20 protein-coding genes and 5 tRNA genes are annotated in these 25,933 nt (G+C 43.1%); 10 read left to right on the top strand and 15 right to left on the bottom strand.

Translation table 11 applies throughout. The features are described from left to right. Positions 1-100: 100 nt before the first annotated feature. Positions 101-946, bottom strand: a complete 846-nt coding sequence (gene rsmI, locus AC4CUZ_RS15670) for a 16S rRNA (cytidine(1402)-2'-O)-methyltransferase (RefSeq protein ID WP_201950799.1) — start codon at positions 944-946, stop codon at positions 101-103. Positions 947-1,279: 333 nt separating this feature from the next. Here rsmI and AC4CUZ_RS15665 point away from each other — a divergent pair, with 333 nt between their 5' ends. Genes AC4CUZ_RS15665 through AC4CUZ_RS15655 form a run of 3 tightly spaced genes read left to right on the top strand, consistent with a single transcriptional unit; the run spans position 1,280 to position 3,305 of the window. Continuing rightward, positions 1,280-1,687: a YraN family protein gene (locus AC4CUZ_RS15665; RefSeq protein WP_058869310.1), complete on the top strand. Its 408-nt coding sequence runs from the start codon at positions 1,280-1,282 to the stop codon at positions 1,685-1,687. A 60-nt stretch (positions 1,688-1,747) separates the two neighbouring features. Continuing rightward, positions 1,748-2,431, top strand: coding sequence for a BON domain-containing protein (locus AC4CUZ_RS15660; protein WP_005399779.1), 684 nt, complete (start codon positions 1,748-1,750; stop codon positions 2,429-2,431). Beyond that, positions 2,421-3,305: an alpha/beta hydrolase gene (locus AC4CUZ_RS15655; RefSeq protein WP_078388873.1), complete on the top strand. Its 885-nt coding sequence runs from the start codon at positions 2,421-2,423 to the stop codon at positions 3,303-3,305. The genes AC4CUZ_RS15660 and AC4CUZ_RS15655 overlap by 11 nt, the downstream gene beginning before the upstream one ends. Before the next feature lie 42 nt (positions 3,306-3,347). Here the strand turns inward: AC4CUZ_RS15655 and nudC are convergent, their stop codons facing one another. The 3 genes from nudC to dnaQ all read right to left on the bottom strand — a co-directional run bounded on the left by nudC (position 3,348) and on the right by dnaQ (position 7,315). Then, a complete protein-coding gene (gene nudC / locus AC4CUZ_RS15650) occupies positions 3,348-4,124 on the bottom strand; it encodes an NAD(+) diphosphatase (RefSeq protein ID WP_087010659.1) in 777 nt (258 codons plus the stop codon). Beyond that, complete coding sequence (locus AC4CUZ_RS15645) at positions 4,124-5,767, bottom strand: chemotaxis protein (protein ID WP_201950802.1); 1,644 nt, start codon at positions 5,765-5,767, stop codon at positions 4,124-4,126. The genes nudC and AC4CUZ_RS15645 overlap by 1 nt, the downstream gene beginning before the upstream one ends. Positions 5,768-5,893: 126 nt before the next feature. Continuing rightward, positions 5,894-7,315 carry a DNA polymerase III subunit epsilon gene (gene dnaQ, locus AC4CUZ_RS15640; RefSeq protein ID WP_201950804.1) on the bottom strand — a complete coding sequence of 474 codons (1,422 nt, stop codon included), beginning with the start codon at positions 7,313-7,315 and terminating at the stop codon, positions 5,894-5,896. 209 nt (positions 7,316-7,524) lie between these two features. On the opposite strand from dnaQ, the gene AC4CUZ_RS15635 reads away from it, so the two are divergent. The 6 genes from AC4CUZ_RS15635 (at position 7,525) to AC4CUZ_RS15610 (ending at position 17,694) form a co-directional block, all read left to right on the top strand. Further along, positions 7,525-10,794, top strand: coding sequence for a LysM peptidoglycan-binding domain-containing protein (locus AC4CUZ_RS15635; protein WP_201706251.1), 3,270 nt, complete (start codon positions 7,525-7,527; stop codon positions 10,792-10,794). Between the two features lie 35 nt (positions 10,795-10,829). Beyond that, a complete protein-coding gene (locus AC4CUZ_RS15630) occupies positions 10,830-12,671 on the top strand; it encodes an extracellular solute-binding protein (RefSeq protein ID WP_201950805.1) in 1,842 nt (613 codons plus the stop codon). A gap of 21 nt (positions 12,672-12,692) precedes the next feature. Then, positions 12,693-13,754, top strand: a complete 1,062-nt coding sequence (yejB, locus tag AC4CUZ_RS15625) for a microcin C ABC transporter permease YejB (protein ID WP_201950806.1) — start codon at positions 12,693-12,695, stop codon at positions 13,752-13,754. Beyond that, on the top strand, positions 13,754-14,764 hold the full coding sequence (locus tag AC4CUZ_RS15620) for an ABC transporter permease (RefSeq protein ID WP_201950807.1): 1,011 nt from the start codon (positions 13,754-13,756) through the stop codon (positions 14,762-14,764). The genes yejB and AC4CUZ_RS15620 overlap by 1 nt, the downstream gene beginning before the upstream one ends. After that, positions 14,742-16,331, top strand: a complete 1,590-nt coding sequence (locus tag AC4CUZ_RS15615; protein ID WP_201950808.1) for an ABC transporter ATP-binding protein — start codon at positions 14,742-14,744, stop codon at positions 16,329-16,331. Before AC4CUZ_RS15620 ends, AC4CUZ_RS15615 begins: the two co-directional genes overlap by 23 nt. A gap of 118 nt (positions 16,332-16,449) precedes the next feature. Next, entirely contained in the window at positions 16,450-17,694 is a 1,245-nt protein-coding gene (locus AC4CUZ_RS15610) for an NADH:flavin oxidoreductase/NADH oxidase family protein (protein WP_125274806.1), read from the top strand. Between the two features lie 8 nt (positions 17,695-17,702). Here AC4CUZ_RS15610 and AC4CUZ_RS15605 read toward each other — a convergent pair whose 3' ends face one another. Further along, positions 17,703-18,368 (bottom strand): glutathione binding-like protein, encoded by a 666-nt coding sequence (locus tag AC4CUZ_RS15605; RefSeq protein WP_125274808.1) that lies wholly within the window; start codon positions 18,366-18,368, stop codon positions 17,703-17,705. Positions 18,369-18,430: 62 nt separating this feature from the next. Here AC4CUZ_RS15605 and AC4CUZ_RS15600 point away from each other — a divergent pair, with 62 nt between their 5' ends. Next, positions 18,431-19,039: a YiiX family permuted papain-like enzyme gene (locus AC4CUZ_RS15600; RefSeq protein WP_125274810.1), complete on the top strand. Its 609-nt coding sequence runs from the start codon at positions 18,431-18,433 to the stop codon at positions 19,037-19,039. Positions 19,040-19,117: 78 nt separating this feature from the next. On the opposite strand, the gene AC4CUZ_RS15595 is transcribed toward AC4CUZ_RS15600, so the two are convergent. The 10 genes from AC4CUZ_RS15595 to pyrC form a co-directional block, all read right to left on the bottom strand. After that, positions 19,118-19,193 (bottom strand) — tRNA-Glu (locus AC4CUZ_RS15595). 47 nt (positions 19,194-19,240) lie between these two features. After that, positions 19,241-19,316, bottom strand: a tRNA-Glu gene (locus tag AC4CUZ_RS15590). Positions 19,317-19,340: 24 nt separating this feature from the next. Further along, positions 19,341-19,416, bottom strand: a tRNA-Glu gene (locus AC4CUZ_RS15585). A gap of 132 nt (positions 19,417-19,548) precedes the next feature. Continuing rightward, a complete protein-coding gene (locus tag AC4CUZ_RS15580; RefSeq protein WP_125273035.1) occupies positions 19,549-20,454 on the bottom strand; it encodes an alpha/beta fold hydrolase domain-containing protein in 906 nt (301 codons plus the stop codon). A 79-nt stretch (positions 20,455-20,533) separates the two neighbouring features. Beyond that, on the bottom strand, positions 20,534-21,946 hold the full coding sequence (locus AC4CUZ_RS15575) for an amino acid permease (RefSeq protein WP_078388883.1): 1,413 nt from the start codon (positions 21,944-21,946) through the stop codon (positions 20,534-20,536). 109 nt (positions 21,947-22,055) lie between these two features. After that, positions 22,056-22,131 (bottom strand) — tRNA-Glu (locus tag AC4CUZ_RS15570). A 175-nt stretch (positions 22,132-22,306) separates the two neighbouring features. Further along, positions 22,307-23,668 (bottom strand): amino acid permease, encoded by a 1,362-nt coding sequence (locus tag AC4CUZ_RS15565; protein WP_490747896.1) that lies wholly within the window; start codon positions 23,666-23,668, stop codon positions 22,307-22,309. A gap of 480 nt (positions 23,669-24,148) precedes the next feature. Beyond that, positions 24,149-24,224: transfer RNA gene (locus tag AC4CUZ_RS15560), tRNA-Glu, on the bottom strand. Positions 24,225-24,244: 20 nt separating this feature from the next. Beyond that, positions 24,245-24,904 carry a ribonuclease T gene (rnt, locus tag AC4CUZ_RS15555; protein WP_005399764.1) on the bottom strand — a complete coding sequence of 220 codons (660 nt, stop codon included), beginning with the start codon at positions 24,902-24,904 and terminating at the stop codon, positions 24,245-24,247. Continuing rightward, on the bottom strand, positions 24,889-25,923 hold the full coding sequence (pyrC, locus tag AC4CUZ_RS15550) for a dihydroorotase (protein ID WP_010326368.1): 1,035 nt from the start codon (positions 25,921-25,923) through the stop codon (positions 24,889-24,891). The genes rnt and pyrC overlap by 16 nt, the downstream gene beginning before the upstream one ends. Between the last annotated feature and the right edge of the window lie 10 nt (positions 25,924-25,933).

Below are 25,933 nucleotides of genomic sequence, written 5' to 3'. Positions count from 1 at the left end.
TGGAGAGCAGCAGAGAAAGGCCAAAGCACTTACGTCTGTTGCTCTTTATTTTTTCCTTCAAAAAAGCAATACTTTTATTTTAAGTTCAAGCTATCGAAGCCTATTCAGCCTGATCTTGCGTTAGCTCTAAAGCGCGCTGGTAAGCAATTTTCTTTTTGATGCCAGTCAAATCAGCCGCTAACTGTGATGCGGCTTTCACTGACAAATCTTGTAAGAGGCGCGTTAAAAGCTGGTCGAGTTTTTCTTGTGCCATATCTTTTTCAGTGGTCGCGCCACCAACAATCAATACAATCTCACCTTTTTGTTGATGATGATCGTTTGCAATAAATTCAACCAACTCACCTAATGTCATTTTCTTGATGGTTTCAAAGGTTTTGGTAATTTCACGAGCAAAACCGACAGGGCGGTCAGCACCAAAGACTTTAGTCATGTCACTGACACTGTCTAAAATACGATGTGGTGCCTCATAAAAAATCAGGGTTTGCGTTTCGTCTTTGAGTTTTTCCAAGCTTGCCAGTCGTTGGGTTTGTTTAGAGGACAAAAAACCTTCAAAGCTGAAACGATCACTTGGTAAGCCCACTGAGCTTAAAGCTGCAATGGCAGCACATGCGCCCGGTACAGGGATTACGCGGATATTATGCTCTTGTGCCGCACGAACCAATTTAAAACCTGGATCACTGATAAGAGGCGTTCCTGCATCACTGATAAGCGCCATATCTTCACCTTTCAACAAACGCTGAATAAGGATGTCAATTTTGTTGTTTTCGTTATGATCGTGGCATGCGGTGAGCGGTGTTTGAATATTAAAGTGTTTCAGTAATTGTGCTGAAGTTCGTGTATCCTCAGCAGCAATGATTTTGACTGATTTTAGTACATCAATTGCGCGGTAAGTCATGTCATCTAAGTGCCCAATAGGGGTTGCGACTACAAATAACTGGGCACTCATGGGTTTTCTCCGCGTTGCAAAATAATAAAATGATAGGTTGGCTTGAGTGCTTTGATGCATTCAACCGATACCGCGATAAGCATTCTACCTGAATTGTCCGTCGTGGCGTGAGTTAGAATATTGTCGGCGATGGATTTGCAGGAGTCGGGAAGACATTCGATTGAAATCTAAACGCCAAGAAGGCTTTAAAACGTAGAATGAAATGAATTGTTTGGTTCGAGAGACTCACAGCAGTGGTTTTAAATATCAAGACGTGAGATTTTTGATCGAAATTGAGTTTTTCGAAATGTGATGATTAAAAAAATAAAAAACGAAATGGGGGAAGATAAAGAGATGAAGCTGGGACAATGGGCAGAGCAACAAGCTTTGACGGTGTTAGAAGAACAGGGTTATGTTCATGTGCAGTCCAATTATCACTCGCGCTTTGGTGAAATTGATCTGATTGTACAAAAAGGGCAGGAATTGGTTTTTGTTGAGGTCAAAGCACGTTCAAAAACGCGTTTTGCACAGGCTGCTGAAACAATTTCCTATTCAAAACAACGCAAAATAGCAAAAACGGCCATGTTTTTTTTACAAGATCATCCACATTTCCAGCAATATTATTGCCGCTTTGATGTGATTTGTTTTGATTTTTTTAAAGAAATTGCAAAAACCATACAGCAAGATTTTTCAAAATTCACTTATGATCAGCAATGGATAGAAAATGCTTTTACTTTTGATCAAGACTTTATTAATCTTTGAACAAAATCAAAGCTGAAATGCTGAATTAAAATAGTTTGAAAAGTTGAGGAGTCTTGCTGAGTGTTCAATCGTATTGCAATGACCGTATTATGCGTCGCAAGTTTATCTGGATGTGCAAGTTTCATTTCGGGTGGGACAGGAACAGCCGCTGTAGGAACAGAAAGCGGTGCACGTTCATTAGGGCAGGTCTTTATTGACTCTTCAATTGAGCGTACTGCAAAAATTAACTTATATAAATTGGACAGCCGTTTTAAACAGTCACGTGTCAATATCGAAAGTTTTCATGGGAATGTCTTGTTAACAGGACAAGTACCCGATCAACACTTACGTCAGTTGGCTGAAGACAATGTACGTGCGATGTCAGATGTCAAAACCGTGCATAACTACATTACAGTTGGAAACCAAATTAGTTATAGCACCATCATGCAAGACACCTCAGTTACGGCAAATACCCGTGGCTTGATCATGAAAGCTGCTGTTGTTTCAGATGCGAAAGTGCGTATTCACACCGAAGATGGTGTGTTATATGTGATGGGGCGTTTAAATGGTGCTGAAATCACCGATTTAAACCAAGTTTTACAGCAAGTGGGGAATGTTACTAAAATTATCACATTGGTGGATAATATAGAGCAACAGTCGCAAACGACCAGTGCGTTTGCATCACCAATGATTAATTCAACACCGACAGAGCAAACGCCTGTTGCGATAGACCCAGACCAAGTTGAACCAAATAATGTTCAATAAGCTTCAGCCTTTTGTTCAAAGACTGAATCGTTCGGTAGAGTATGCAAGATTACTCTATCGTGACTTTCGTATTTATGATGTAGGTAGTTATGCCCTAAACCGTTTAACACCACGTAAGGGTTATTCGGTCCAAGAAAATGTGGCCTATGGCTTACGCGCGCGACACCGTCTAGATCTGTTTCGCACGCAAAAACCGCGTGAACACCGTCCTCTGATTGTATTTGTGCATGGCGGCGCGTGGATGCATGGCGATAAAAAAGATTATCGTTTTATTGGTGAAGCCTTTGCCAAAGAAGGCTTTGATGTGGCGGTGATTAACTATCACTTGGCGCCTGAGCATATTTTTCCTGCCTCTATTGATGATCTCAGCTTGGCTTTAAATTATCTCAATGTGCATCAGCTTAAATATCAAATTTCAACGGAAAAAGTGGTGTTGATGGGGCATTCTGCGGGCGCGTTTAATGTGATGTCTGCGCTCTATCATCCGAAGCCATATGAAATACAATGCCGCAATCAAATTACCGCCATTATTGGTTTGGCAGGCCCTTATCATTTCGACTATAAAGGCGATCCAATTTGTGCAGATGCTTTTGATCAGAACAGGCCTTATCAGGAAGTGATGCCATATTATTTCGTCGAGTCGAATACGGTTAAACATTATCTGTTGGTTGCAGAAAATGATGATGTCGTCGGGTTGAGTAATGCCGTTGATTTGGATCGTAGGTTGAAAGAAAAAGGCAACTACAGTCAACTTTGGACGGTGCCGCGTATCGGTCATATTTCAATGATTGGTTCGGTATCGAGTTTGTTTAGTCGTTACTTCACGACCAAGCAAAAAATTATGCAGGCGCTAGAGGATGCGCTTAAGCACTAATTGGGTTTTAAAGTATATTTGTTGTAGAGATGGTGAGTGAGCTTACAGCCACTCACGTGTATCATCTGCGACCGTTGTGCCTTCTGTCGCATGCATGATCATGGCATGTGCAATGCTGCCTTTGAACGGAATTTCAGGCAGTTGATCAAACTTAAAGAATTGGGCATCACTGATTTCTTCTTCTTGTAAGCAAAGTTCACCCGATGCGTATTCTGCTTTAAACGCAATCATTAGGTTACTTGGGAAAGGCCAAGGCTGACTCGCTAAGTATTGAACATTTTTAACTTGAATGCCGACCTCTTCCAAGGTTTCGCGGCGTACCGCTTCTTCTAAAGTTTCACCGACTTCAACAAAACCCGCAATCAAACCATACATATTGCTACGGGTATTACGCGCATTTTTTGCCAACAGAATTTCATCTTCACCTCGTGTAATGACGGTGATGACACAGGGTTGTACCCGTGGATACTGATGATAACCGCAGGCAGGACAGATCATGGCATATTCGCTGGCATGTGCTTCTGTGGCGTGGCCGCAATGACTACAAAATTTATGATTGCGACGCCATTCTAGCAGTTGAATAGCTCGGCTGGCCTGTTCGAATTGTTTGGTGCTCCAGAGTGGAAGCAACTGGCGAATTGGGATGAGTTCTAAGCCTTCAGGAATCGGCTCATTGTCTAGCAGGTCTCGGGCAATCACTTGATCACCCGAGTGAAAACTTAAATCACTTGCTAGCTTTTCTACACGAGGCAATTGAAAGTTATGATCCACCAACAATTGTTGTTGGTGAAAAATATAAGCAAGTGAAAGTTCTGACATTAGGCAACAGTCTTTAGTTTTTGGCTACTGTCCAATGCTACATCAAACATACTGTGTAATACAGGCTGTTTGTTTTTTAAGTTATCAATCAGCATATCTGCACTTGCGAGTGCATCAAGTACATGATTCACCTGAGCAGCAGTGAGCGCAGTTTCAGCCGTGATTTGTTGTTGCACAAAATCTGCTGAAATATTCAGGGCTGTTTGACCATTTTCTGCGCCTAAGAACAACATTGCGCCCGCAACTTCACGTAGTTGCGCAGGAGTATTCTCAAGAACAGTTAAAACTTGTTCTTGCTGATATTGCGCCAACGCTTGACTACTTAAGTCAATAGACGTTTTAGCCTCTGACAATAACGCAGCATGGGCTTCATCTAAACGGTCTAGTGAAATATTCATGTTGTTCACACGAAGCTGTAGGCGGCTTGAAGTATGGTGACGTTCTAACACTCCAATCGAGTTCATTGCCGACAAGATCACGTTCATCAACTGCTGCGCAAAACCTTCATCTTTCAGCATATCGGCTTGACTAAGTGATGTTGCTTGACGGTTTAAGTCATTATGCGCTTCATTTAAGTTCAATACTTTGAAGATGTTCGCCAAATCGACCAGTTTTGCTTGGAGCTCTTGGGTCTTCTCTGGGGTCATGTTTTGGTAGTTGTACTCAATGTCATTGCGGATTTGAGACATTTCGGTGGTTACCAAATCACTAATGGTATGCATCGTGTCGAAATCTGGGCCATACAGATGACGACTGAAAACTTGCAGCTGCGTATCTGTGAGCAGGTCGTCGCCAATATTGAGTTTGCCACGGATGTGTTGAGAAACTTCGTCTTCTTGGCTGATACATAGGCTGAGAATGTTGGCAAGATCTGTGAGGCTGGCTTTGAAACGTTCAGGCGCAGTAAAGAACTGTGCAATGTTACGTTCGATGCTAATCAGAGTGCGTAAACGTGGTTCATTAATGAGCAATTGTTCAATTTGATTGAGTGCAACATAGACCAAGTTCCAATACTGTTTACTCGGCGTTTGTTCTGCTAGATCCGCTAAATAAGTGCCCACCAATTTCATTGCTTGTAAATCAAGTTCGCTTTCTTCTTGTTTCAGCATTTGACTTAAAGACAGCTTGTACAGGCGGTGAACATATTGAGATTTTTCAAGACTTGGTGCTTGAGGGAGGCTGAAATCTGGGGTGATACAGTCTAGTAATGACTCGATTTGCTGACCTTCTTGCGTTAAAGGCTTTGCTAATGCAATTTCAAGACGGTTTAAGGTATCGAGTAAAAACTGTGGAATTTTCACTTCTCTTAAGCAAATGAACTCAATATAGCGCTTCAGCATGGTCGTGCCTTCGCTGAGTGCAATCACATCTTGCGTATTAATCTGTGCAGGATTCCCCATGATCTTGCGCATAAGCTCTGCGGAATATTCAGCAATTTTGGCCAAGCTCGACATATCAATCAATGCAAGCACTTGAGCACATTGCTCAAATTGGTTTAATGCATCGTCAATTCCAAAAGGTAAAGTCTGATCTTCTGCTAAGGTGCTCACAGCTGATTCAACCAGCTTAATGGAGTTATCCACTTCATTTTTTATTATCAGCAGCGCCGTTGGATCAAAATGAATAGAGGTTTGGTAAGACATTGATCTGCACCTATCCTAGTGTTTTATCGTGTTTATATGCGGCCCAAACAAGGCATAGCAACTTGTTCATCACTATAGCCTAACTGAAAAATCTTGTAATACAAAAGTTAACAAAAACTTTAGAATTTATTTGGCAAAAAAGCAGGGTGTGCCGTGTTTTTCTTGGTATTGTTTGACCCAAGTCTCATGTGCTTCAAGTTCTTCGGCTGAAGGGTGAATTACCGCCAGTTCAATATCTAGTGTTTGATGCTGACTTTGCCCATTTTGTTGTTCACTATGTGACAGGGCATCCATATCAAAGGAAACCTGACCACCTGTCATAGCCAAGTAAACGTCGGCTAGAATTTCAGCATCCAGTAAGGCCCCGTGGAAGGTACGGTCACGCTGTGGAATTTCGTAACGGCGAACTAAGGCATCGAGTGAGTTTTTTTGCCCCGGATGCTTAGATTTTGCCATCGCGAGGGTATCTGTCACTACACAAACTTCAGAAAGCGCAACAAATCCTGCACGTTTGAACTCCATGTCTAAGAAGTTCATATCGAAGCTTGCATTATGCGCAATGATTTCCGCACCTTTGAGATAGGCAAATAAGGTGTCGGCAATCTCTTGATATAGCGGTTTATCTTTTAAAAAGTCATCAGAGATACCGTGGATATTTTCAGAGTCGCCCACAGGTTTTTTTGGATTGATGTAGATATGAATCGAGCTGCCTGTGAGCTTCCGGTTCACCATTTCAATCGCACCAACTTCAATAATGCGATCGCCATCTTGATAATAGAAACCTGTAGTCTCTGTATCGAGGATGAGCTGTCGAGGTCCAAAGACCTCAACCTTACGTGGAGTAATCACAATTTGTGGATGTTGTTTGAGTTGTGTTAAATCCACACTTGCCACAACTTCAGGCGTTTGTTCAATGGAAGGCACCGTTGTAGCAAGTTCTGGTTCAGCGACTAAACTTGGCTTTTGTTCTGCAACGTGTATTTCACTTTCGGTTAAATCTTCGCTGTCATCGGCTTCTTCGTCATCGAAACCCAAACCAAAAGGGTCGTTTAACAACCAGTCTGGTTCAACTTTTTTTTTATCTACAGACGGTTCTGTTGTCGCTGTTTTAGACTGACGAAGTTGAGCCTGTGTTTGATCGGCACCGAGGTTCGCCAATTGATCTGCCATTTCGTTACCTTCATGACCTGCATGGCCTTTGACCCAGTGCCAGTCGATATCACGGCCTTGGCAGGCTGTATCGAGTTTTTTCCACAAATCTGGATTTTTAACGTCTTTCCAGTTTTTCTTTTTCCAACCCGTAATCCACTCGGTAATGCCGCGTTTGACATAGGTTGAATCTGTCCAGACTACCAACTTCGCATCGGTTGGGCAAAAAAGAATGCCTTCAATGGCCGCGGTGAGTTCCATACGGTTATTGGTGGTGTTGTCTTCACCGCCACACAGTTTATGTTCTTCAGTTTCTGTAATAATGTACGCGCCCCATCCCCCAAGACCAGGGTTTCCACGACAAGCACCATCGACATACAGGGTAATTGTTTGTGACATACACAACTTCCGTAAACTGAAAATTAAAACTAAGCGGGCACCATTGTATAACGCAAATGCACTAGAGAAGTGTATAAGATGCAGCTTTTTTAATTTCTTGTAACATTTATACTGATTTCAAGTTAAATTAACGCCTTGTGTCTGCGGCGTGCTTTACTACAATGGCAGATCTAAAAAATAAATTTTATACGAGTTGTTTGGATTTTCTTATGTATAAGTCAGCTGCCATTTTTGGCCAACCGATGTTACCGACATTATTTAAAATTACAGTACTCGGTTCAGCTCTCGCGACACTTGGACTGGCTGGTTGCTCCTCGACGCAAAGTGCAACGCAAACATCTAAATCCAAACAAGTCGTATCAAACTACTTAGACGCAAATAGTCTAGATTCTTTAGAAGATTTACTTTCTGCAACCGACATGCGTGCGGTGGAAGGGGATCGACTGTTGGTGTTAAAGCACGGTGACGTTTGGAAGCGTATGACCGTGGGCTTTAAAATGAATAGCGATCATTGGAATCCGCGCATTGATGCACAGCGTGGTTGGTTCATTTCACGCCAACCGTATTTGGACCGTTTAAGTGCACGTGCTTCACGTTATTTGTATCACACCGTTAAAGAAGCCGAGCGTCGCGGATTACCAACAGAGCTGGCTCTTCTGCCTGTGATTGAAAGTTCGTATGATCCTGCTGCAACCAGTAGTGCTGCGGCTGCGGGCTTATGGCAGTTTATTCCAAGTACGGGGCGTATTTATGGCTTAAAACAAAGTAGCCAATATGACGGTCGCCGTGATGTGGTCGAGTCAACACGTGCCGCGTATGAGTTCTTGGGCAGTTTATATAACCAGTTTGGTTCGTGGGAACTTGCCCTAGCAGCTTATAACGCAGGTCCGGGCCGTATTCAACAAGCGATTAACCGTAATAAAGCCGCAGGTTTGCCGACAGATTATTGGTCATTAAAACTGCCTGAAGAAACTATGAACTATGTGCCACGTTTCTTGGCGGTTGCGCAGATCATTAAAAATCCAAATGCCTATAACATCAATTTACCACCGATTGCCAACCGTCCGCACTTTAGAGAAGTTACTGTGGGCGCGGTGAGTCTAAATGAAGTCGCGTCGATTACCGGTTTAAGCCGTGCCGAGCTGTATCAGTTAAACCCGGGACACCGCGGTGAATGGATTGATGGTGCAAGTCCAATGCGGATTTTAATTCCTGCGGATTTGAGTCCTTCAGTGGATGTACGTTTGAAAAAATTACAGGGTGGTTCAGGCGGCTTGTGGGCATCTGCAAATACCAAACTGCCTGAAAATAACCAAACGATTCAACCAAGCAAAATTGAACCGCCGACCTTAAACACCAAAGCGATCACACCGTCGAAAACTACACCACCTGTTTTAGCGACGACAACAACAAAAACCACAACAGGAAAGCCTGCCACTTCGTCTACAGTGACGTCGTCGAGCAGTACTGCTATTGCGACGCCTACCCGTGGTTCAACGCCTAAAGGGTCTAATGCACTGGCTGCTTTTGCTGCCAATAGCGATATTCCAAGTGCGCCGCGTATTCCAGTTGCGGTTACGCCAGCGACCCCAGTGAAACCAGTTTCCGTTGAACCACCAATTTCAGCAGCAGAGCGTGAGCAGTTAACCGCGGCAATTCAAGCCGAAGGTCAAAGCAAAACTGTCGATGAAGTTCTGAAACCAGTTGCGACCAAAGCAGAGCAAGCTGAAGTGGTAGCTGAAATTCAAGCTTTGGCCCCTCAAGGCACAGAAATTGTGGATCCTTTAGATGGTAAAATTAAACTCACCGCAATTCAAACCAGTCAGTCCGTGGCAGAGCTGCAAGGTAAAGAGTTAACCAAAGGTTTTGCTTATCCAAAATCTGTGGCTGACAATACCCGTTTAGATTCAGATGAAGTGAAACGTAATCAAGGCAAAAACTTTGTTAAGACCGACTCTGAAATTGTGATTGTGCCGCCAAAAGGTAAACGTTCAACTTATACCGTACAACCGGGTGATACTTTGGCGCTGATTGCGGCCAAAAATGGGGTGAACTGGCGTGATGTGGCGAAGTGGAACCAAATGGATGCCAATGCCATACTTTATGTTGGTACATCGATTTATTTATATGATGCAAAACCACAAACTGAAAAAGTTGAAGTACGTTCTACAGTGAAAGCTGAGACTAAACCCGAGAGTTATACCGTTCGTGCCAATGATACCTTAACAGGCATTGCGGATGAGTTTGGTTTAAGCTTAAAACAGTTGGCTGACTATAACGGTTTAAGCGTAACGAGTGGTGTACGTGTGGGGCAAAAGCTTTCTTTAAAAGAAACAGCTCAATCCCTTACTAAATCCAACGATGAAAAAACTAGCAGACCAACCAAAGTGGCAACCCAGTCGTATACGGTGAAACGTGGCGAATATCTGAAACTGATTGCAGACCGCTATGCGCTGTCAAATCAAGAATTGGCAGATTTAACACCAGGTTTAAATGCGGGCAGCAACCTGTTGGTGGGACAAAAAATTAATGTGCCACTCAATGAGGTCAAAAGCTTGACGACAAGTAGTGCCAAAGCATCTCTAGTCAAAGCTGAGCCACAGTTCAAAGTTGAAAGTTATAAAGTACAACGTGGTGACACATTGTATAGCATTGCATCACAGTCGAAGATGAGCTTGTCGGAGTTGGCTGATCTCAATAATCTTTCAACCAATAGCGGCTTGCAAGTGGGTCAAAGTATTAAGATCCCTGCGGGTTCAAGCGTGCCAGATACTTATACCGTTCAGTCTGGAGACTCATTAACTGCGATTGCTTCGAAATATAATTTGGGTATGGATTATATTGCTGACCTCAACAACATGAGTCGTACAGCGGGCTTACGTGCGGGTCAAAAACTCAAATTAACGGGTGAAGTGCCTGCTGTTGAAACGCCGAAAACAGTCGAAAAACAAACTACTGCAAGTAATAACTCAACCGATATTCACGTTGTGAAATCGGGTGAAACCCTAAATAGTATTGCGCGTAAATATCACTTGCAACTGAACTATTTGGCTGCATTAAACAACCTAAGCCGTACAGCCAATGTTCGTGTCGGTCAGCGTTTGAAAATTGAAGGTGATGTTGATCCCGCGCCGATCAAAACAGAAACAGTGGCAGCAAAGCCACAAGCAACTTCTAGCCGTGCAACTGAAGCTTATAGAGTGAAGTCAGGCGAGTCGTTAAACTCAATTGCAAACCGTGCTGGGATGTCTGTGTCAGAGCTTGCTAGTTTAAATAATCTGAGTCCGCGTGCGGGCTTACAAGTTGGGCAGACCATTCAAATTCCAAAACTGATTTCACAGTACACAGTGAAACGTGGTGATACCTTAATTGGACTGGCAAGCCGTTATGGTATGGACACTTCGCAATTGGCTGAGCTCAATGACATTAAACCGAATACGCAGTTGCGCATTGGCGATGTAATTAAGGTGCCGAACTAATATTGAGTTGAAATGCAATTTCAGAGAACGCCCCGATGAAGGTTAGAACAACATTCTTGCTGTTCAGCCTTGTAGCGATTCCATTAAAGGCATGGTCTGCACTGCAGACCATGCCTTTTATTGCACCTTATGCTACGCCGAAATACAGCCAATTGGATTATCTGCCTTATGCCAATGTGCAGGCGCCAAAGGGTGGCGAATTAACACGTGCAGTCATCGGGAGTTTTGATAACTTAAACAGTATGAATGGTCGCGGTACTGCGGTTGAGGGAACCAATTATTTATTTGACTCACTTATGAGTAGTTCTTTGGATGAGCCTGCGGTGATGTATCCGTTGCTGGCAGAAAAGGTCAGCTATGACCCGAAAAACTTTAACGCTATCATTTTTCATTTAAACCCAAAAGCACGGTTTAGTGATGGCAGTCTTGTTACCGCAGCCGATGTAAAGTTCAGTTTTGATATCTTTCAAAGCAAATCCAATTTTGGCTTACAGATGTATTTGTCAGATTTAGCCAAGACAGAAGTGTTGTCCAAATACAGCGTCAAAATGCATTTTAAAACCCGAAATAATGTGGAAATGCCTTTGATTGTGGCCAGAATGCCAATTTATTCCAAAAAAGACTGGCAAGGCAAAGACTTTAGTCAAACTTCGGTCAAACCGATTTTAGGTTCAGGCCCTTACCTCTTAGAGAAAATCAATGCAGGGCAGCGGGTTATTTATAAGCGTAATCCAAAGTATTGGGCCAGAGATTTAAAGGTCAACCAAGGGCGTTATAATTTTAACCGCGTGGGTTATGTATATTATCGCAGCAAAGATATTGCTTTTACTGCGTTTAAGGCGGGTTTATATACTTTGCATGAGGAAGAGTCCGCACGACAATGGGTGACTGCTTATAACTTTCCCGCAGCGAAACAAGGTCTCGTTAAAAAATATCGATTTAAGCATTTCAATCCGATACCGACGCAAAGTTTTGTGTTTAATACCCGCCGTCAGCCTTTTCAAGATATTTATTTTCGCCAAGCTTTAACCTATGCCTACGATTTCGAATGGCAAAACAAGGCGATGTTCTATGGGCAATATCAACGCCTGCAAAGTTATTTTTCTAACAGTGAATTAGAGGCCAAAGGTGTGCCTTCGGCTGCTGAAATCAAAATCTTAAAGCCTTATTTGGCGAAATTACATCCTGTGCAGCGCGATGGTGTTTTAAAGAATTGGCGTTATTCGGCTTCGGATGGATCGGGTTATAATCGAAATAATTTGCTTATCGCACGACAGATTTTATTAAAAAATGGCTATACATATAATGCCAAAGGGCAATTGTTGGATCGGAAGAACAAGCCGATTCAGTTTGAGTTTCTGATTCAGCCGAGTGATGCTGTGCGTGAAATTACGCCTTTTGTTCGCCATCTAAAGCGCCTAGGAATACAGCTGAGGATTCGACAGGTTGACACACCGCAGTATTATGAGCGGATGCGTACTCAAGATTTTGATATGACCCTACAAACGATGCCACAGTCTTTGACACCGGGCAAAGAACAGGTGCAACTGTGGGGCAGTGCTTCAGCCCATCAGGTGGGAAATTATAATTATTCGGGTATTCAAAATCCGGTGATTGATCAGATGATTCAACAGTTGATTCAAACGCCTGATCGTAAGCAAGTGGTCGTGCAAACGCGTATTTTAGATCGATTACTGCGTGCAGGTTATTATCAAATTCCAACCTATGGTAAAGCGGATCAATGGTATGCCTATTGGAACATGTATCAAAAACCGGCACGAAGTCCACAGTTACATGTCGGGTTGGATTATTGGTGGAGTGATGCCAAACAGGCGAAAACGGTGAGTCAGTATTTAGGTCGGGCAGCCAAGCCATAAGCTTGCATAGGGGTTTTTGAGATGCGTATGTATATATTCAAAAGGCTGTTGCTGATCGTTCCGACCTTATTTCTGATTTTACTGATCAATTTTGCTGTGATCCAAATTGCACCCGGTGGTCCTGTTGAGCAAGCCATTCAGCAAGCGGAAGCTATGCAAACTTTGGGTAATCTGCGCAGTGCAGGTGGAGGCTCAAATGTCTATCAAGGCGCGCAAGGACTCAGTGATGAAATGCTCGCAAAGATCAAAGCACATTATGGTTTTGATCAGCCTATGCATATACGCTTTTTTGAAATGGTAAAAAATTATGCGCAACTGGACTTCGGTACAAGCTTTTTTAAAGACCAGCCCGTTACAGCGCTGATTAAGGATAAATTACCTGTATCCGTGTCCTTGGGATTGTGGAGTGCTTTGCTGATTTATCTGATTTCCATTCCTTTGGGCATCAAAAAAGCCCGATTGCATGGCACAGTGTTTGATCAGTCTACATCGCTACTGTTGGCAGTGGCCTATGCAATTCCTGCGTTTATTTTTGCAATTCTCCTGATTGTATTTTTTGCAGGCGGTTCTTATTTCCAATGGTTCCCCTTACAAGGTTTGGTCTCGGAAAATTTTGCGGATTTGTCGTTATGGGGCAAAATTAAAGATTATTTTTGGCACATGGCTTTACCGCTTTTGGCGATGGTGATGGGTGGCTTTGCCACAGTGACTTATCTCACCAAGTATTCGTTTGTGGAAGAGCTCAGCAAGCCTTATGTGCTGACGGCACGTTCCAAAGGCCTGACTGAGTCTCAAGTGTTGTATGGTCATGTGTTTCGCAATGCGATATTGATTGTGGTAGCAGGCTTACCTGAAGCTTTAATCGCTTACTTCTTTGTGGGCAATTTATTTATTGAGATCATATTTAATCTGGATGGTTTAGGCCTATTGGGCTTTGAAGCCATTGTGCAGCGTGACTATCCTGTGATTTTTGGCATATTGTTCATTTTTACTTTGTTGGGCTTGCTGCTGCGTTTAATTGGCGATGTGTTGTATCAGCTGATTGATCCGCGAATACATTTTGATTCGCAAGGGAGAGGCTGATGTCACCTATTTTACATGCAGGTTTCAAACGATTTAAGCAAAATAGGCTCGGTCTCAGTTGTTGTATTTTATTTCTTTGTGTTTTTGTACTGTCTTTAGCTGCAGAGCTGATCGCGAATGATAAACCGCTGTTGGTAAGGTATGATCAGACCTTATATTTTCCAGTATTGAAACACTATCCTGAAACGACTTTTGGCGGTGTTTTCGAAACTGAAACTGAATATAAAGATCCAGTGGTACAACAGCTGATTCAAGCAAAAGGTTGGGTTGTTTGGCCGTTGATCCAATATTCATATCAAACTCCCAATGTAGATTTGACTATCCCTGTACCGTCACCACCCACGATGCAAAATTGGCTCGGGACAGATGACCAAGGTCGTGATGTCTTGGCACGCGTGTTGTATGGTTTACGTGTCTCATTGCTGTTCGGTTTTATTTTGACTTTCAGTTCAGCTGTACTGGGCATAGTGATTGGAGCAATACAAGGTTATTACGGTGGTTGGATCGATTTAATCGGGCAGCGCATTTTAGAAGTGTGGGGTGGGTTACCTATGCTGTTCTTGGTGATGATTTTAGTCAGTATGTTTAGCCCAAATATTTACTGGCTGTTTTTAATCATGCTGTTATTCAGTTGGACAATTTTAGTTCCACTGGTACGTGCTGAGTTTTTAAGGGCACGTCAGTTGGACTATGTCCGTGCCGCGCGAAGTTTGGGTGTGACCAACCGAGCCATTATTTTTCGGCATATTTTACCCAACGCGATCAGCTCGAGTCTGTCACAACTGCCTTTTATCTTAACTGCCAATATTACAGCGCTAACAGCACTGGATTTCTTGGGTTATGGTCTACCGCCTGATGCGGCATCATTGGGCGAGCTTTTGTTACAAGGGAAGAATAATTTAAATGCACCATGGTTAGCACTGTCTGGCTTTTTCAGCTTAGCCATTGTGCTTGCGTTGTTGATGTATATCGGGGAGGCTTTGCGCGATGCATTTGACCCTAGACGATAATAGGACTGCTCACATACTTAAAGTGAATACACTGCGCATTCAAAGTGCAGAACGGGTATTGGTCGATCAGCTCAGTTTTGAACTGTATGCTGGGCAGACTTTGGCGCTGGTTGGAGAGAGTGGTTCAGGAAAATCGATCAGTGCTTTAGCCTTGATGGGTTTATTGCCGAAAGCATTGCAAGTGCACGGCTCAGTACTGTTAGACGGAAAAGAGCTACTAGAGTTAAACGATGCACAATTTAGGTCGATTCGTGGGCAAAAAATCGCAATGGTTTTTCAAGAGCCGATGACTGCCTTGAATTCTTTGCATCGGGTGGAAAAGATCATTGCCGAGACTTTGTGGTTACAGGGCTGGTCTAAAATGCAAGCTCGGCAACGTGTAATTGCCTTGCTGGAGGATGTGGGCATTCCAAATCCTGAAAGTGTGTTGCAGCGTTTTCCTTATGAGCTGTCTGGCGGGCAGCGTCAGCGGGTCATGATTGCCATGGCACTGGTGCAAGAGCCTGATATTTTGATTGCCGATGAACCCACCACAGCACTAGATGTCATGCTGCAAGTTCAAATTTTAGACTTGCTGAAGTCTTTACAACAGCGCCATAACATGGCCATGATTTTGATTAGCCATGACCTCAACTTGGTGAAACACTATGCTGATGATGCCGTGGTCATCCATCAAGGTAAGGTCGTAGAGCAAGGGGCGGTTGCGCAGATTTTTGAGCAGTCGCAGTCTACTTATACTCAAAACTTACTCAATCATTCTTTTGGTCAAGCCATTAATGTACAAGATGCAGCACCTTTGCTCTGCTTAAAACAACTTGAGGTTAAATTTCCGATTAAAAAAGGCTGGTTTAATCGCACGACACAGTATCTTGCTGCGGTTGAAGCTTTGGACTTGAGCTTGGCTCAAGGGCATTCGTTGGGAATTGTTGGGGAAAGTGGTGCAGGCAAAAGTTCTTTGGCACTGGCTGTAGCAAGGTTGATTGAAAGTCGAGGGCGGATTCTGTTTGGAGAACATGATTTAAACCAACTTTCGCAAAAAGCATTACGTCCGCTTCGCGGTGATTTTCAAATCGTGTTTCAAGACCCGTTTGCAAGTTTGAATCCACGCATGAGTGTTGAACAAATCATTGCAGAAGGTTTGACTTTAAAACCTTTGTCTTCATTTGAGAGGACGCAATGTGTTGAGAATGTCTTAACTCAGGTGGAGTTGCCAGTTATATTTAAAAGCTATTACGCGCATGAGCTATCCGGTGGACAGAGACAGCGTGTGGCTTTGGCACGAGCCTTGGTGCTTCAACCGAAACTATTGATTTTAGATGAACCAACTTCGGCCTTAGACCGAAGCACGCAGCGTTCGATTGTGGCGTTATTACGCCGCCTACAACACGAGCAGGGTATGAGCTATTTGTTTATTAGCCATGACTTACAAGTGGTACGTGCACTCTGCCAACAAGTTTTGGTTTTGCGACATGCCAAAGTAGTGGAATTGCAAGCCACTGAACAACTTTTTGAGCAACCGCAGTCTGACTATACGCGTCAATTGATTCAAGCCAGTCAGTATCAGTAAAATCATTTTCTAAATAAAAGATCAGAAATTTTGACAAAATGAATTGTCAAATTCTCTTGACTGTAGCCAAAAAACACATAGAGTAAAAACACTAAAAAATATTAAAGGATGAATTTTCATGAGCCAGCTTGCAAGCGCAATCGACATTGGGCAGGTCCATTTTAAAAATAAGATGATTAAAGGGGCAATGAGTGAAGCACTGGCTAATCATGCTGGCCAGCCGAATCATTTGCACTTAGGCTTGTATGAGGCTTGGGCAAAAGGAGGCCTAGGCTGTGCCATTACAGGTAATGTGATGGTGGACTTCCGAGCTAAAAATGAGCCAGGCGTGGTGGTGATTGAAACCGAGCGTGACTTAGAACCACTAAAACAATGGGCTGCGATTGGTAAAAAACATGGCATGGTGCAATTGGTACAGTTGTCACATCCGGGCCGTCAATGTCCTAAGGGCTTAAATAAGGAAACGGTTGCACCTTCAGCAGTACCATTTAGTCCCGCTTTATCAATGAGTTTTGGAACGCCGCGAGCGCTTCGTGAAGATGAAATCCTTGATATTATCCAGCGCTTTGCAACTTCAGCTGCCATTTGTGAGAAAGCAGGCTTTGAAGGCGTGCAATTACATGGTGCACATGGTTATCTAATTAGTCAGTTTTTATCGCCGTTGACCAATAAACGCCAAGATCAATGGGGTGGCTCTGCTGAAAACCGCATGCGTTTTTTATTGGAAATTTATAAAGCAGTACGTGCAGCGACTTCAGAGCAGTTTATTATTTCGGTCAAACTCAACTCGGCAGATTTTCAGCGTGGTGGAATCTCGGAAGAAGATGTCATTGCGACATTTAAAGCGATTGATGCGGCTGGGATTGATTTGATTGAAATTTCAGGTGGTAGCTACGAAGCACCTGCCATGGCTGGGGTGAAGCAAGAAAAACGTAAAGCGTCGACCATTGCACGTGAGGCTTATTTTTTAGAGTTTGCTGAAAAAATTCGTGAACAAGTCCAGTGTAAGTTGATGGTGACAGGTGGTTTTCGTACTGCTGCGGGTATGAGCGCAGCCTTAGAAAGTGGCGCGTGTGACTTTATTGGGATGGCGCGTCCATTTGCGGTTGAACCCGACGTGACCAATCGTTTAATTGCAGGGCAAGATGTACGTTATGCAGTCGATAAGATCAAAACAGGCATTTCAATGATCGATAAAATGGCGATTATGGAAGTGATCTGGTATGCCGCGCAATTTAAGGATATCGCAGAAGGTAAACAACCAAATCCGAAACTGTCACCGCTCAAAGTGTTTTTTAATTATTTAAAAGGCAATGTAAAGGCGGTGATTAAAGGGCAAGTCAACTCTAGAAAGTCAGCTTAAGCATAGCATTACTGCGTGATAGACCAATAGTGTTCAAAATCAGAAGCAGACCATTGCCCATGTGCCATAGCAGCATCGAAGGCAGGTCTGCTTTGTATTTGGGTGAAATAGTGTTGAATGGCCTGATACTGAGCAAACTGCGGTGTGGCATAACTGGCTGCATAGAGTGGAAACCACATTAGTATATCCGCATAACTAAACACATCGCCTGCAAAGTATGCATACGCGCTTAAGTGGGTATCAATTTCTTTAAGTTGTCGATGTAGCTCAGGGTTTAAATAAGCATAATTGAATGCGCTTTGAAAGGCCAAACTCACAAAACGTACAACCAAAGGTGTTTGTTGCTTAATGTGTTGGAAAACTTGTTTCAATGCCAAATTGGGCATGAGACTGACATCGCTATAACGACTATAAAAACAGAAGTTCCAATACTGTGTATGGTCATGGGGAATAATCAACTTCTGGTGTCGTTGGCATAAATATTCTACGATTGCGCTGCTTTCCGTAAGTCGTATCGTCTGAGTATTATGTGGAATGTCGAGCGTTGGAAATTTCAGATTTGTTTGTCTAGCTTGTGTTGCATCATACAGTTTGAGTTCATAAGAAAGCTCAAGTTCCTCGAGTAGCCAAAGAATACGCTGTGAACGTGAGTTTTGAAGATGATGTAAGATCATAAAGATTTTTAGTTTTAAGTGATTGATCGTGTCTATAAAAAGAAGAATAAAGGAAATCTAGGATGAAAAATAGAAATGTTGTGATTTTAAGTGCTGTTTTACTGTTGGTAAGTCCTCAACTGCTATGGGCGAATATGTCCTATCAAACGGGCGATATTATTTTTCATGTTTCGAAGTCTCAGCAAAGTTTAGGGATACAAAAAGCGACCAAGTCTCGTTATAGCCATATGGGTTTAATTGTTAATAAAGATGGAAAAGCATGGGTTTTAGAGGCAGTTCAGCCTGTGAAATATACAGCACTTCAGCAGTGGATTGATCGCGGGGTAGAGCGGCATTATGTGGTGAAGCGTTTTAAAACGAATTTGACTGTTCAGCAAAAGCAGCAACTAAGCAAGAACGCAGAACAATACTTAGGCCAGCCTTATGATCTTTATTTTGAGTGGGACAATCGTGCTTTATATTGCTCAGAAATAGTCTGGAAGGCCTATCATGATGCTTTAGGTATTGAGTTGGCTCCGTTATCCAAACTGAAGCAATTTGATTTAAGTTCGTCTGAAGTCAAGCAACTCATGCAACAGCGATATGGGCAAAACATTCCCTTGAATGAAACTGTGATTGCACCACAGACTATTTTTGCCTCGACCGCTTTGGTTGAAGTCGATCGTAAATGAACAGGGAATAAAAAAGCCCAAGTCATCATGCTTGGGCTTTTTTATGAGATGACTATAGAAAAAAATCAATCTCAAATATGGCGTCCCTACGGGGATTCGAACCCCGGTTACCGCCGTGAAAGGGCGATGTCCTAGGCCTCTAGACGATAGGGACAGTACAGAAGTGATGTTTTAAAACCGATTACTTTTGATCTTAAGTAATGGCGTCCCTACGGGGATTCGAACCCCGGTTACCGCCGTGAAAGGGCGATGTCCTAGGCCTCTAGACGATAGGGACTTAATAAAACTTTACTTCTGAAATTGGCGTCCCTACGGGGATTCGAACCCCGGTTACCGCCGTGAAAGGGCGATGTCCTAGGCCTCTAGACGATAGGGACGTTTCAGAGGTGGGCGTATATTAGGTCGAAAACAGAGGGGTGTCAAACGCTTTTCTCTAAATAATTCCAGTTTTAAGTGTTGAGTGCATAAATTTAAAACAATCTAGATAAAATGATTAAAAATCATATGATTTAAGCCGATTTTTTAAGCAAACTTAGCAAGTTGTTGATGAACTCGGGATGGTGTAAATAGCCTTCGATTAGATGAGGATGAGCAAGATCGGTGGTGATTTGCTTGTTGATAATGGCGGGTGTAAAAGCAAACGGTTTTTGGTTCAGTGGAAAAGCACTCAGAAAATCAGCATCTGAATAAAAATTGATCCAATCGCCATATAAAGCTGCAGGCCGTTGAATAGGTTGCTGCAAATGACACTGAATAACGCGAAAGGCAAGTGGTGAACCGAGGGTAATTAGTGCTTGAATCTTAAGTTCGGGGTGTTGAATTAAATAAATATAGGCAATCACGCTGCCTAGAGAGTGGGCAATCACAATATTGGGTTTCGTACCGTGTAAGTGCTCATGCAGACGCGTATGCACGGTGTGGATGAAGTGTGGATTGGATAAATATAGATACGCTTCCATCAAAAAACGATGAATAAAGCTACTATGCAGCTCTGGGAAGTGGTTGATTAAACTAGCTAACTCACGTAAGGCCAGATCTTTGCCGAGGAGGCTAATGTATTTAATTTTATTATTGAATGAGAGTTCATCTGAAATTGTGAGCTGAGGGTTTTTAGAAATTTCAGCTTGATGTTCGATATTGGGTGCAGCGGTGTGCGTCAGGTGAATAGGATGTAAAAAAGAAAAAGGAGACCAATGTTGTGGCATGAGGGTGCTGGCATTGAGGGTGTTTTCTAAATGCTGACGTGTTAGAAGATCTCCATAAAAGGCCAGCCGACTGTGCCGCTGAAGATAGGGAAGGTCATCTGCGCGGCCAAGTTCGCTCAGTACCTGTTGTAAGATCACAAGCCAATGTTTAAGCAGGGTACGTGCAGTCTTGTGCTGCTGATTCATCCCATGAATCCATACAATATTCATCGTGCATGCACCGATGATGTACTTGATCAAAACAGTATAAAAAAAGAGCGACCGAAGTCGCTCTTTTTAACAATACGGATTAAGTTTTCTTGTGATAAAAGGTGTAATAACTGGCATAACATACTGCAATAAACAATAAACAACCAAAGAAACTAATACGCATACTTGGATCAAACACCATGCTGACGCAGGTGATAAAGCAGAAGATAAAGCCAAGGATTGGCACAATAGGAAACAGGGGTGCTGCAAAACCTAATTCTTCTTTTTTACGTCCTTGTTTATACCATTGGCGACGGAAGTTAAATTGGCTTAAGCAAATACTCATCCAAACGACGACCATGGTAAACGCTGCAATACCCAGTAAATTGGTAAAAATGGCTTCAGGTGCAAACTGTTCAGACAGTAAACCTGGCATACCCCCAATCATGGTCACGATGACTGCCACATAAGGGACACCACGTGCATTGATTTTTGAGAAGACTGCTGGTAACTGCTTTTGGTAAGATAACGACCACATCATACGCGAAGCGGCAAATAGTCCTGAGTTCGCAGCAGATAGCAACGCAGTGATAATCACAAAACGAATGATATCTTCAGCATAAGGAATGCCAATGTGTTGGAATACGGTTACAAATGGACTGCTACTCACGCCTTCAGCTGCTAAACCTGCTTCTTGATGCGGAAGGAGTGAAGTCACGACCAAGATGGTACCCACAAAGAAAATCAATAAGCGGAAAATCGCAGTATTGATGGCTTTGGGTACATTCTTAGCAGGATCTTTGGTTTCACCCGCAGCAACACCAATCAGCTCTGTACCAGAAAATGCAAAGTTCACGATCAACATGGTGGTAAAGATAGGGAACAAGCCTTCTGGGAACCAACCCTGAGCCGTTAAGTTGCTAAATAAAGGCGCAGCTTCATAGCCTCTGTAGCCAATCACGCCAAAAATAGCGAGTAGACCCAATAAAATAAAAATAACAACGGTGATAACTTTGACTAAAGCCAACCAAAACTCAGATTCTGCGAACCATTTGGTCGAGATCATATTTAAACTAAATACAAAAGCACCAAATATTAAGGTCCACATCCACATTGAACTATCTGGAAACCACTCCTGCATGAGCAGTGCAGCAGCTGTAAACTCGGTTCCTAGCGTGACCGACCACGTTAGCCAGTACAGCCATGTGATGGTATAACCTGTACCTGGTCCGATGTAGCGTTTGGCATAGGCGCCAAATGAGCCAGACTCAGGCATATGAACAGCAAGTTCCCCTAAACACAGCATGACCATATATGCAATGATCCCGCCGAGGAAATAAGAAATAATGGCACCTACAGGCCCCGTTTGTGCAATGACTTCACCCGATCCTAAAAATAGGCCAGTCCCGATTGCGCCACCAAGCGAAATCATAACCAGATGTCGAGTACTCATAGCGCGTTTTAAAGGCGCAGAATTGCCCTGATGCGAAGCATCATTCGGAGATGAGTGCATAAGCGTTAATAAGTTCAGGAATGAAGCGGGCTATTGTAGTGAAAAACTGCAAATCTGCAATGAAATAATAATAATTATGAATAAGTGTTGATCGGATAAGATCAAGATATGGCGTCCCTACGGGGATTCGAACCCCGGTTACCGCCGTGAAAGGGCGATGTCCTAGGCCTCTAGACGATAGGGACGTTGCGAGGTGATGCGTATATTAAGGATTAAAGGCCTATTTGTCAAAAGGGTTTTTGCTCTGTGATGGTTGAAAGTTCAAACATTAGGCAAAACAAGTAATTAAATTGAATGAATTTTTTATTGCTGCAAAAGTGAGCCCAAAAAATAAGCTTGAGCTCACTTTGCTGAAGGTACTTAGTTTTTATTATGATAGAGCCAATAGTAACTAGCATAGCAAGCCGCCATAAAGAGTAAGCAGCCAATAAAACCTGAAAGCATTTCAGGGTCAGCCGCCATACTTAAGCCTGTTGCTGTACAGCAGATAAAGCCTAGGATCGGAACCAACGGATACCAAGGGGTACGGAATTTCAGCTCCGATAAAGCCCGACCTTGCTTTAACCATTGGCGACGAAAGTTAAACTGACTCCAGCAAATACTCATCCAGACAATCACCATGGTAAATGCTGCGACACCCATCAAGTTCTTAAAAATGACATCTGCACCAAACTGCTCTGAGAGTAAGCCCGGCAAGCCACCAATCATGGTGACCCAAATGGCAATATAAGGCACGCCAGATTTACTTACTTTAGCAAAAAGCTTGGGGAGTTGGTTTTGTGAGGACAGGGCCCACATCATGCTTGATGCAGCATATAAGCCTGAGTTCGCGGTTGATAATAATGCCGTGATAATCACAAAACGGATAAAGTCTTCGGCATAGGGAATGCCCATTTGGGTGAATACAGTCACAAATGGACTGCTGCTTAAGCCGCCATGTCCACCTACTTGCAAACCTGTGTTGGTGTAGTTAAGTAGCGAACTGATGACAATGATAGTACCAACAAAGAAAATAATGAGGCGCCAAACCGCGGCATGAATGGCTTTGGGTACATTTTTTTCTGGGTTTTCAGTTTCACCTGCGGCAATGCCAATCATTTCTGTGCCATTAAAAGCGAAATTCACAATTAATAAGGTGGTAAACAAAGGAATAAGGCCATTTGGTAGCCAGCCCTGTGCGGTTAAGTTGTTAAATAAGGGTGCAGATTCATACCCCTGAAAAGGGATGATACCGAAAATACAGGCAAAGCCTAATAGAATGAGAATAAGTACAGTTGCGACTTTAATCATGGAGAGCCAAAACTCAGACTCTGCAAAGGCTCGTGTTGAACTGAGGTTTGAAATCAGGACGCCACTGGCAAAGATCAGTGTCCATAACCAGATCGACGTTTGTGGGAACCATTCCTGTACCAAAATGGCTGCTGCGGTAAATTCGGTACCGAGTGTTGCCGACCAGCCGAGCCAGTACATCCACGACACCATATAACCTGTGCCAGGGCCAATATAAAGTGTTGCAAAGGCACCAAATGAACCAGAAACAGGCAAATGTACTGCAAGCTCTCCAAGGCAAAGCATGACCATATATGCGATCAACCCGCCAATAATATAAGCCAGCACAGCACCAAGAGGGCCTGCCTGAGAGATCACTTCGCCTGAGCCCATGAACAGGCCTGTACCAATGGCACCACCAAGCGATAACATGATCAGGTGGCGTGTGCTCATGGCACGTTTTAATGAGGTATTTTACGGTGAATCAGTTGAAGACCGCGAAGGCGGCGTTGCAGATTGCATAGAAAATCAAACAATGGGCTTAAAGTTATATTCTAGTTTTTAATAAGATGAAAAATCACGTGAATTGAAATTTTCTAATGAAATCTCAGTATTAATTTAAAAAACAAATGTTTAAAGTCGACTTTTAGTGGTCAGGTGTTGGATAAGAAGGGCTGTTCTCAGCACTTGGGTGTATTTCTTCTGCAACAGGGTCTTGTTTGGTGTTGTTGGTTCCTTGTTGGACAAACCATAGATAAAAAATAGAAGGTGATAGAATCAATAAAAAGATTAAAAATTTCTTAAACATAACAATCAACCTTGAAAAACACGAAGCATCGTATAACTAGCGCATGGTTAAAATTGAAATGAAATATCGGTGTTCAATTAGAACTGATTAAATGAAAAGTGGTGTTTTCTAGAAATAGAATAAGATGGCGTCCCTACGGGGATTCGAACCCCGGTTACCGCCGTGAAAGGGCGATGTCCTAGGCCTCTAGACGATAGGGACGTTGCGAGGATGGCGGTATCCTATTGATCCGCCACCAGAGTGTCAAGTAGGTGCGGCGCGAGTTTGTTCAAAATATAACAGAACAGTTCGGCGGTCTTTTGAGTGTCGTATAAAGCCGAGTGGGCCTCTCTACCATCGAACTCAATCCCTGCTTGAATACATGACTTCGCAAGAACGGTTTGACCAAACATCACAGCACTTAAGGTGACGGTGTCAAATACAGAGAAACTGTGAAATGGGTTTTGATTTTTAGTCCCTGTACGTGCAATCGCTGCCTGTACAAAGCCTAAATCAAAGTGGGCGTTATGACCGACCAAGACCGCATGTGTACAGTTCTGTTGGCGACGGACTTCATTGACGGCTTTAAAAATACGTTTTAATGCTGTTTTTTCGTCTTCAGCCATAGCCATGCGCATGGGGTTAAAGGGATCAATACCAATAAAGTCTAATGAGCGACGGTCTAGATTTGCACCTTCGAATGGGTTGATATGCGCATGATGTGCAGGACCCGGTACAAATTGACCTTCTTCATTATAAATAATCGGAATTGCGGCAATTTCCAATAAGGCATCGGTCTGTGCATTAAAACCTGCTGTTTCAACATCGACAACAACAGGTAGAAAACCACGGAAACGCTGACCAATTATTGGCAATGTTTCATTTGTCACACTTTTCTCCATTGAATGGTTTTACCCGCATACAGCGGAATAATTTGTTCACCATCCAAATAGTCTAAACTCTCAGGGATGACTTGGTCTTCTTTTACCAGTGTAATTGTTGAAGTATTGCGCGGTAGACCGTAGAAGTCTGCACCAAAGTGGCTGGCAAAACCTTCAAGGCGTTCAAGTTTACCCACTTGATCGAATGCTTGAGCATAAAGTTCAATTGCCGTTGGTGCGCTGTAGCAGCCTGCACATCCACATGCATTTTCTTTAGCATTTTTAGAGTGTGGTGCACTGTCTGTGCCTAAGAAAAACTTAGGGTTGGCACTGGTCGCAACTTCGAGCAAAGTTTGCTGATGCGTTTGGCGTTTTAAAATGGGTAAGCAATAGAAGTGCGGTTTAATGCCACCAACCAACATATCATTACGGTTAAACAGTAAATGCTGCGGAGTAATGGTTGCAGCCACATTGCGGTCTTGTTCTAAAACAAAGTTGGCCGCTTCACTGGTCGTAATGTGTTCTAAAACCAACTTCAGTTTTGGAAATTGTTTTAGCAGCGGAGAAAGAACTTCGTCTAAGAAACGTTTTTCACGATCGAAAATATCGACATGATTGTGTGTAACTTCGCCATGCAGAAGTAATGGAACCTGATGTTCTTCAAGTTGCTCAATGACAGCATAGACTTTACGAATGTCACTTACGCCATTGTCTGAATTGGTGGTCGCGCCAGCAGGGTAGAGTTTAATCGCATTTACAAACTCAGAGTTTTTAATTTTCTTGACTTCTTCAGGCGAAGTTGTGTCAGTAAAATACAACACCATACGTGGGTCGAAGGCATTGCCTTCTGGTACGTGCGCCATGATGCGTTCTCGGTACGCATTCGCTTCCTCAACCGTTTTAACGGGAGGTACGGTATTTGGCATACAAATAGCGCGTGAAAACTGTTGGGCTAAATCGGGAACCGTACGTTGTAATGCAAGACCATCACGAAGGTGAGCGTGCCAGTCATCTGGCTGGAGAATCGTAATCGTATTCAAGGCGATTTCT

The organism is Acinetobacter sp. 789_lipA (assembly GCF_058242845.1).
This window is presented reverse-complemented; position numbering and strand designations above follow the sequence as displayed.

Excerpts from the sequence above, each read along its gene's own strand:
- nudC (WP_087010659.1), bottom strand. The coding sequence starts at position 4,124 with ATGTCAGAACTTTCACTTGCTTATATTTTTCACCAACAACAATTGTTG.
- dnaQ (WP_201950804.1), bottom strand. The coding sequence starts at position 7,315 with ATGTCACAAACAATTACCCTGTATGTCGATGGTGCTTGTCGTGGAAAC.
- AC4CUZ_RS15575 (WP_078388883.1), bottom strand. The coding sequence starts at position 21,946 with ATGCACTCATCTCCGAATGATGCTTCGCATCAGGGCAATTCTGCGCCT.
- yejB (WP_201950806.1), top strand. The coding sequence starts at position 12,693 with ATGCGTATGTATATATTCAAAAGGCTGTTGCTGATCGTTCCGACCTTA.
- AC4CUZ_RS15665 (WP_058869310.1), top strand. The coding sequence starts at position 1,280 with ATGAAGCTGGGACAATGGGCAGAGCAACAAGCTTTGACGGTGTTAGAA.
- AC4CUZ_RS15630 (WP_201950805.1), top strand. The coding sequence starts at position 10,830 with ATGAAGGTTAGAACAACATTCTTGCTGTTCAGCCTTGTAGCGATTCCA.
- AC4CUZ_RS15635 (WP_201706251.1), top strand. The coding sequence starts at position 7,525 with ATGTATAAGTCAGCTGCCATTTTTGGCCAACCGATGTTACCGACATTA.
- AC4CUZ_RS15565 (WP_490747896.1), bottom strand. The coding sequence starts at position 23,668 with ATGAGCACACGCCACCTGATCATGTTATCGCTTGGTGGTGCCATTGGT.
- AC4CUZ_RS15600 (WP_125274810.1), top strand. The coding sequence starts at position 18,431 with ATGAAAAATAGAAATGTTGTGATTTTAAGTGCTGTTTTACTGTTGGTA.
- AC4CUZ_RS15580 (WP_125273035.1), bottom strand. The coding sequence starts at position 20,454 with ATGAATATTGTATGGATTCATGGGATGAATCAGCAGCACAAGACTGCA.
- rsmI (WP_201950799.1), bottom strand. The coding sequence starts at position 946 with ATGAGTGCCCAGTTATTTGTAGTCGCAACCCCTATTGGGCACTTAGAT.
- AC4CUZ_RS15615 (WP_201950808.1), top strand. The coding sequence starts at position 14,742 with ATGCATTTGACCCTAGACGATAATAGGACTGCTCACATACTTAAAGTG.
- AC4CUZ_RS15610 (WP_125274806.1), top strand. The coding sequence starts at position 16,450 with ATGAGCCAGCTTGCAAGCGCAATCGACATTGGGCAGGTCCATTTTAAA.
- AC4CUZ_RS15655 (WP_078388873.1), top strand. The coding sequence starts at position 2,421 with ATGTTCAATAAGCTTCAGCCTTTTGTTCAAAGACTGAATCGTTCGGTA.
- AC4CUZ_RS15620 (WP_201950807.1), top strand. The coding sequence starts at position 13,754 with ATGTCACCTATTTTACATGCAGGTTTCAAACGATTTAAGCAAAATAGG.
- AC4CUZ_RS15645 (WP_201950802.1), bottom strand. The coding sequence starts at position 5,767 with ATGTCTTACCAAACCTCTATTCATTTTGATCCAACGGCGCTGCTGATA.
- AC4CUZ_RS15605 (WP_125274808.1), bottom strand. The coding sequence starts at position 18,368 with ATGATCTTACATCATCTTCAAAACTCACGTTCACAGCGTATTCTTTGG.
- rnt (WP_005399764.1), bottom strand. The coding sequence starts at position 24,904 with ATGGAGAAAAGTGTGACAAATGAAACATTGCCAATAATTGGTCAGCGT.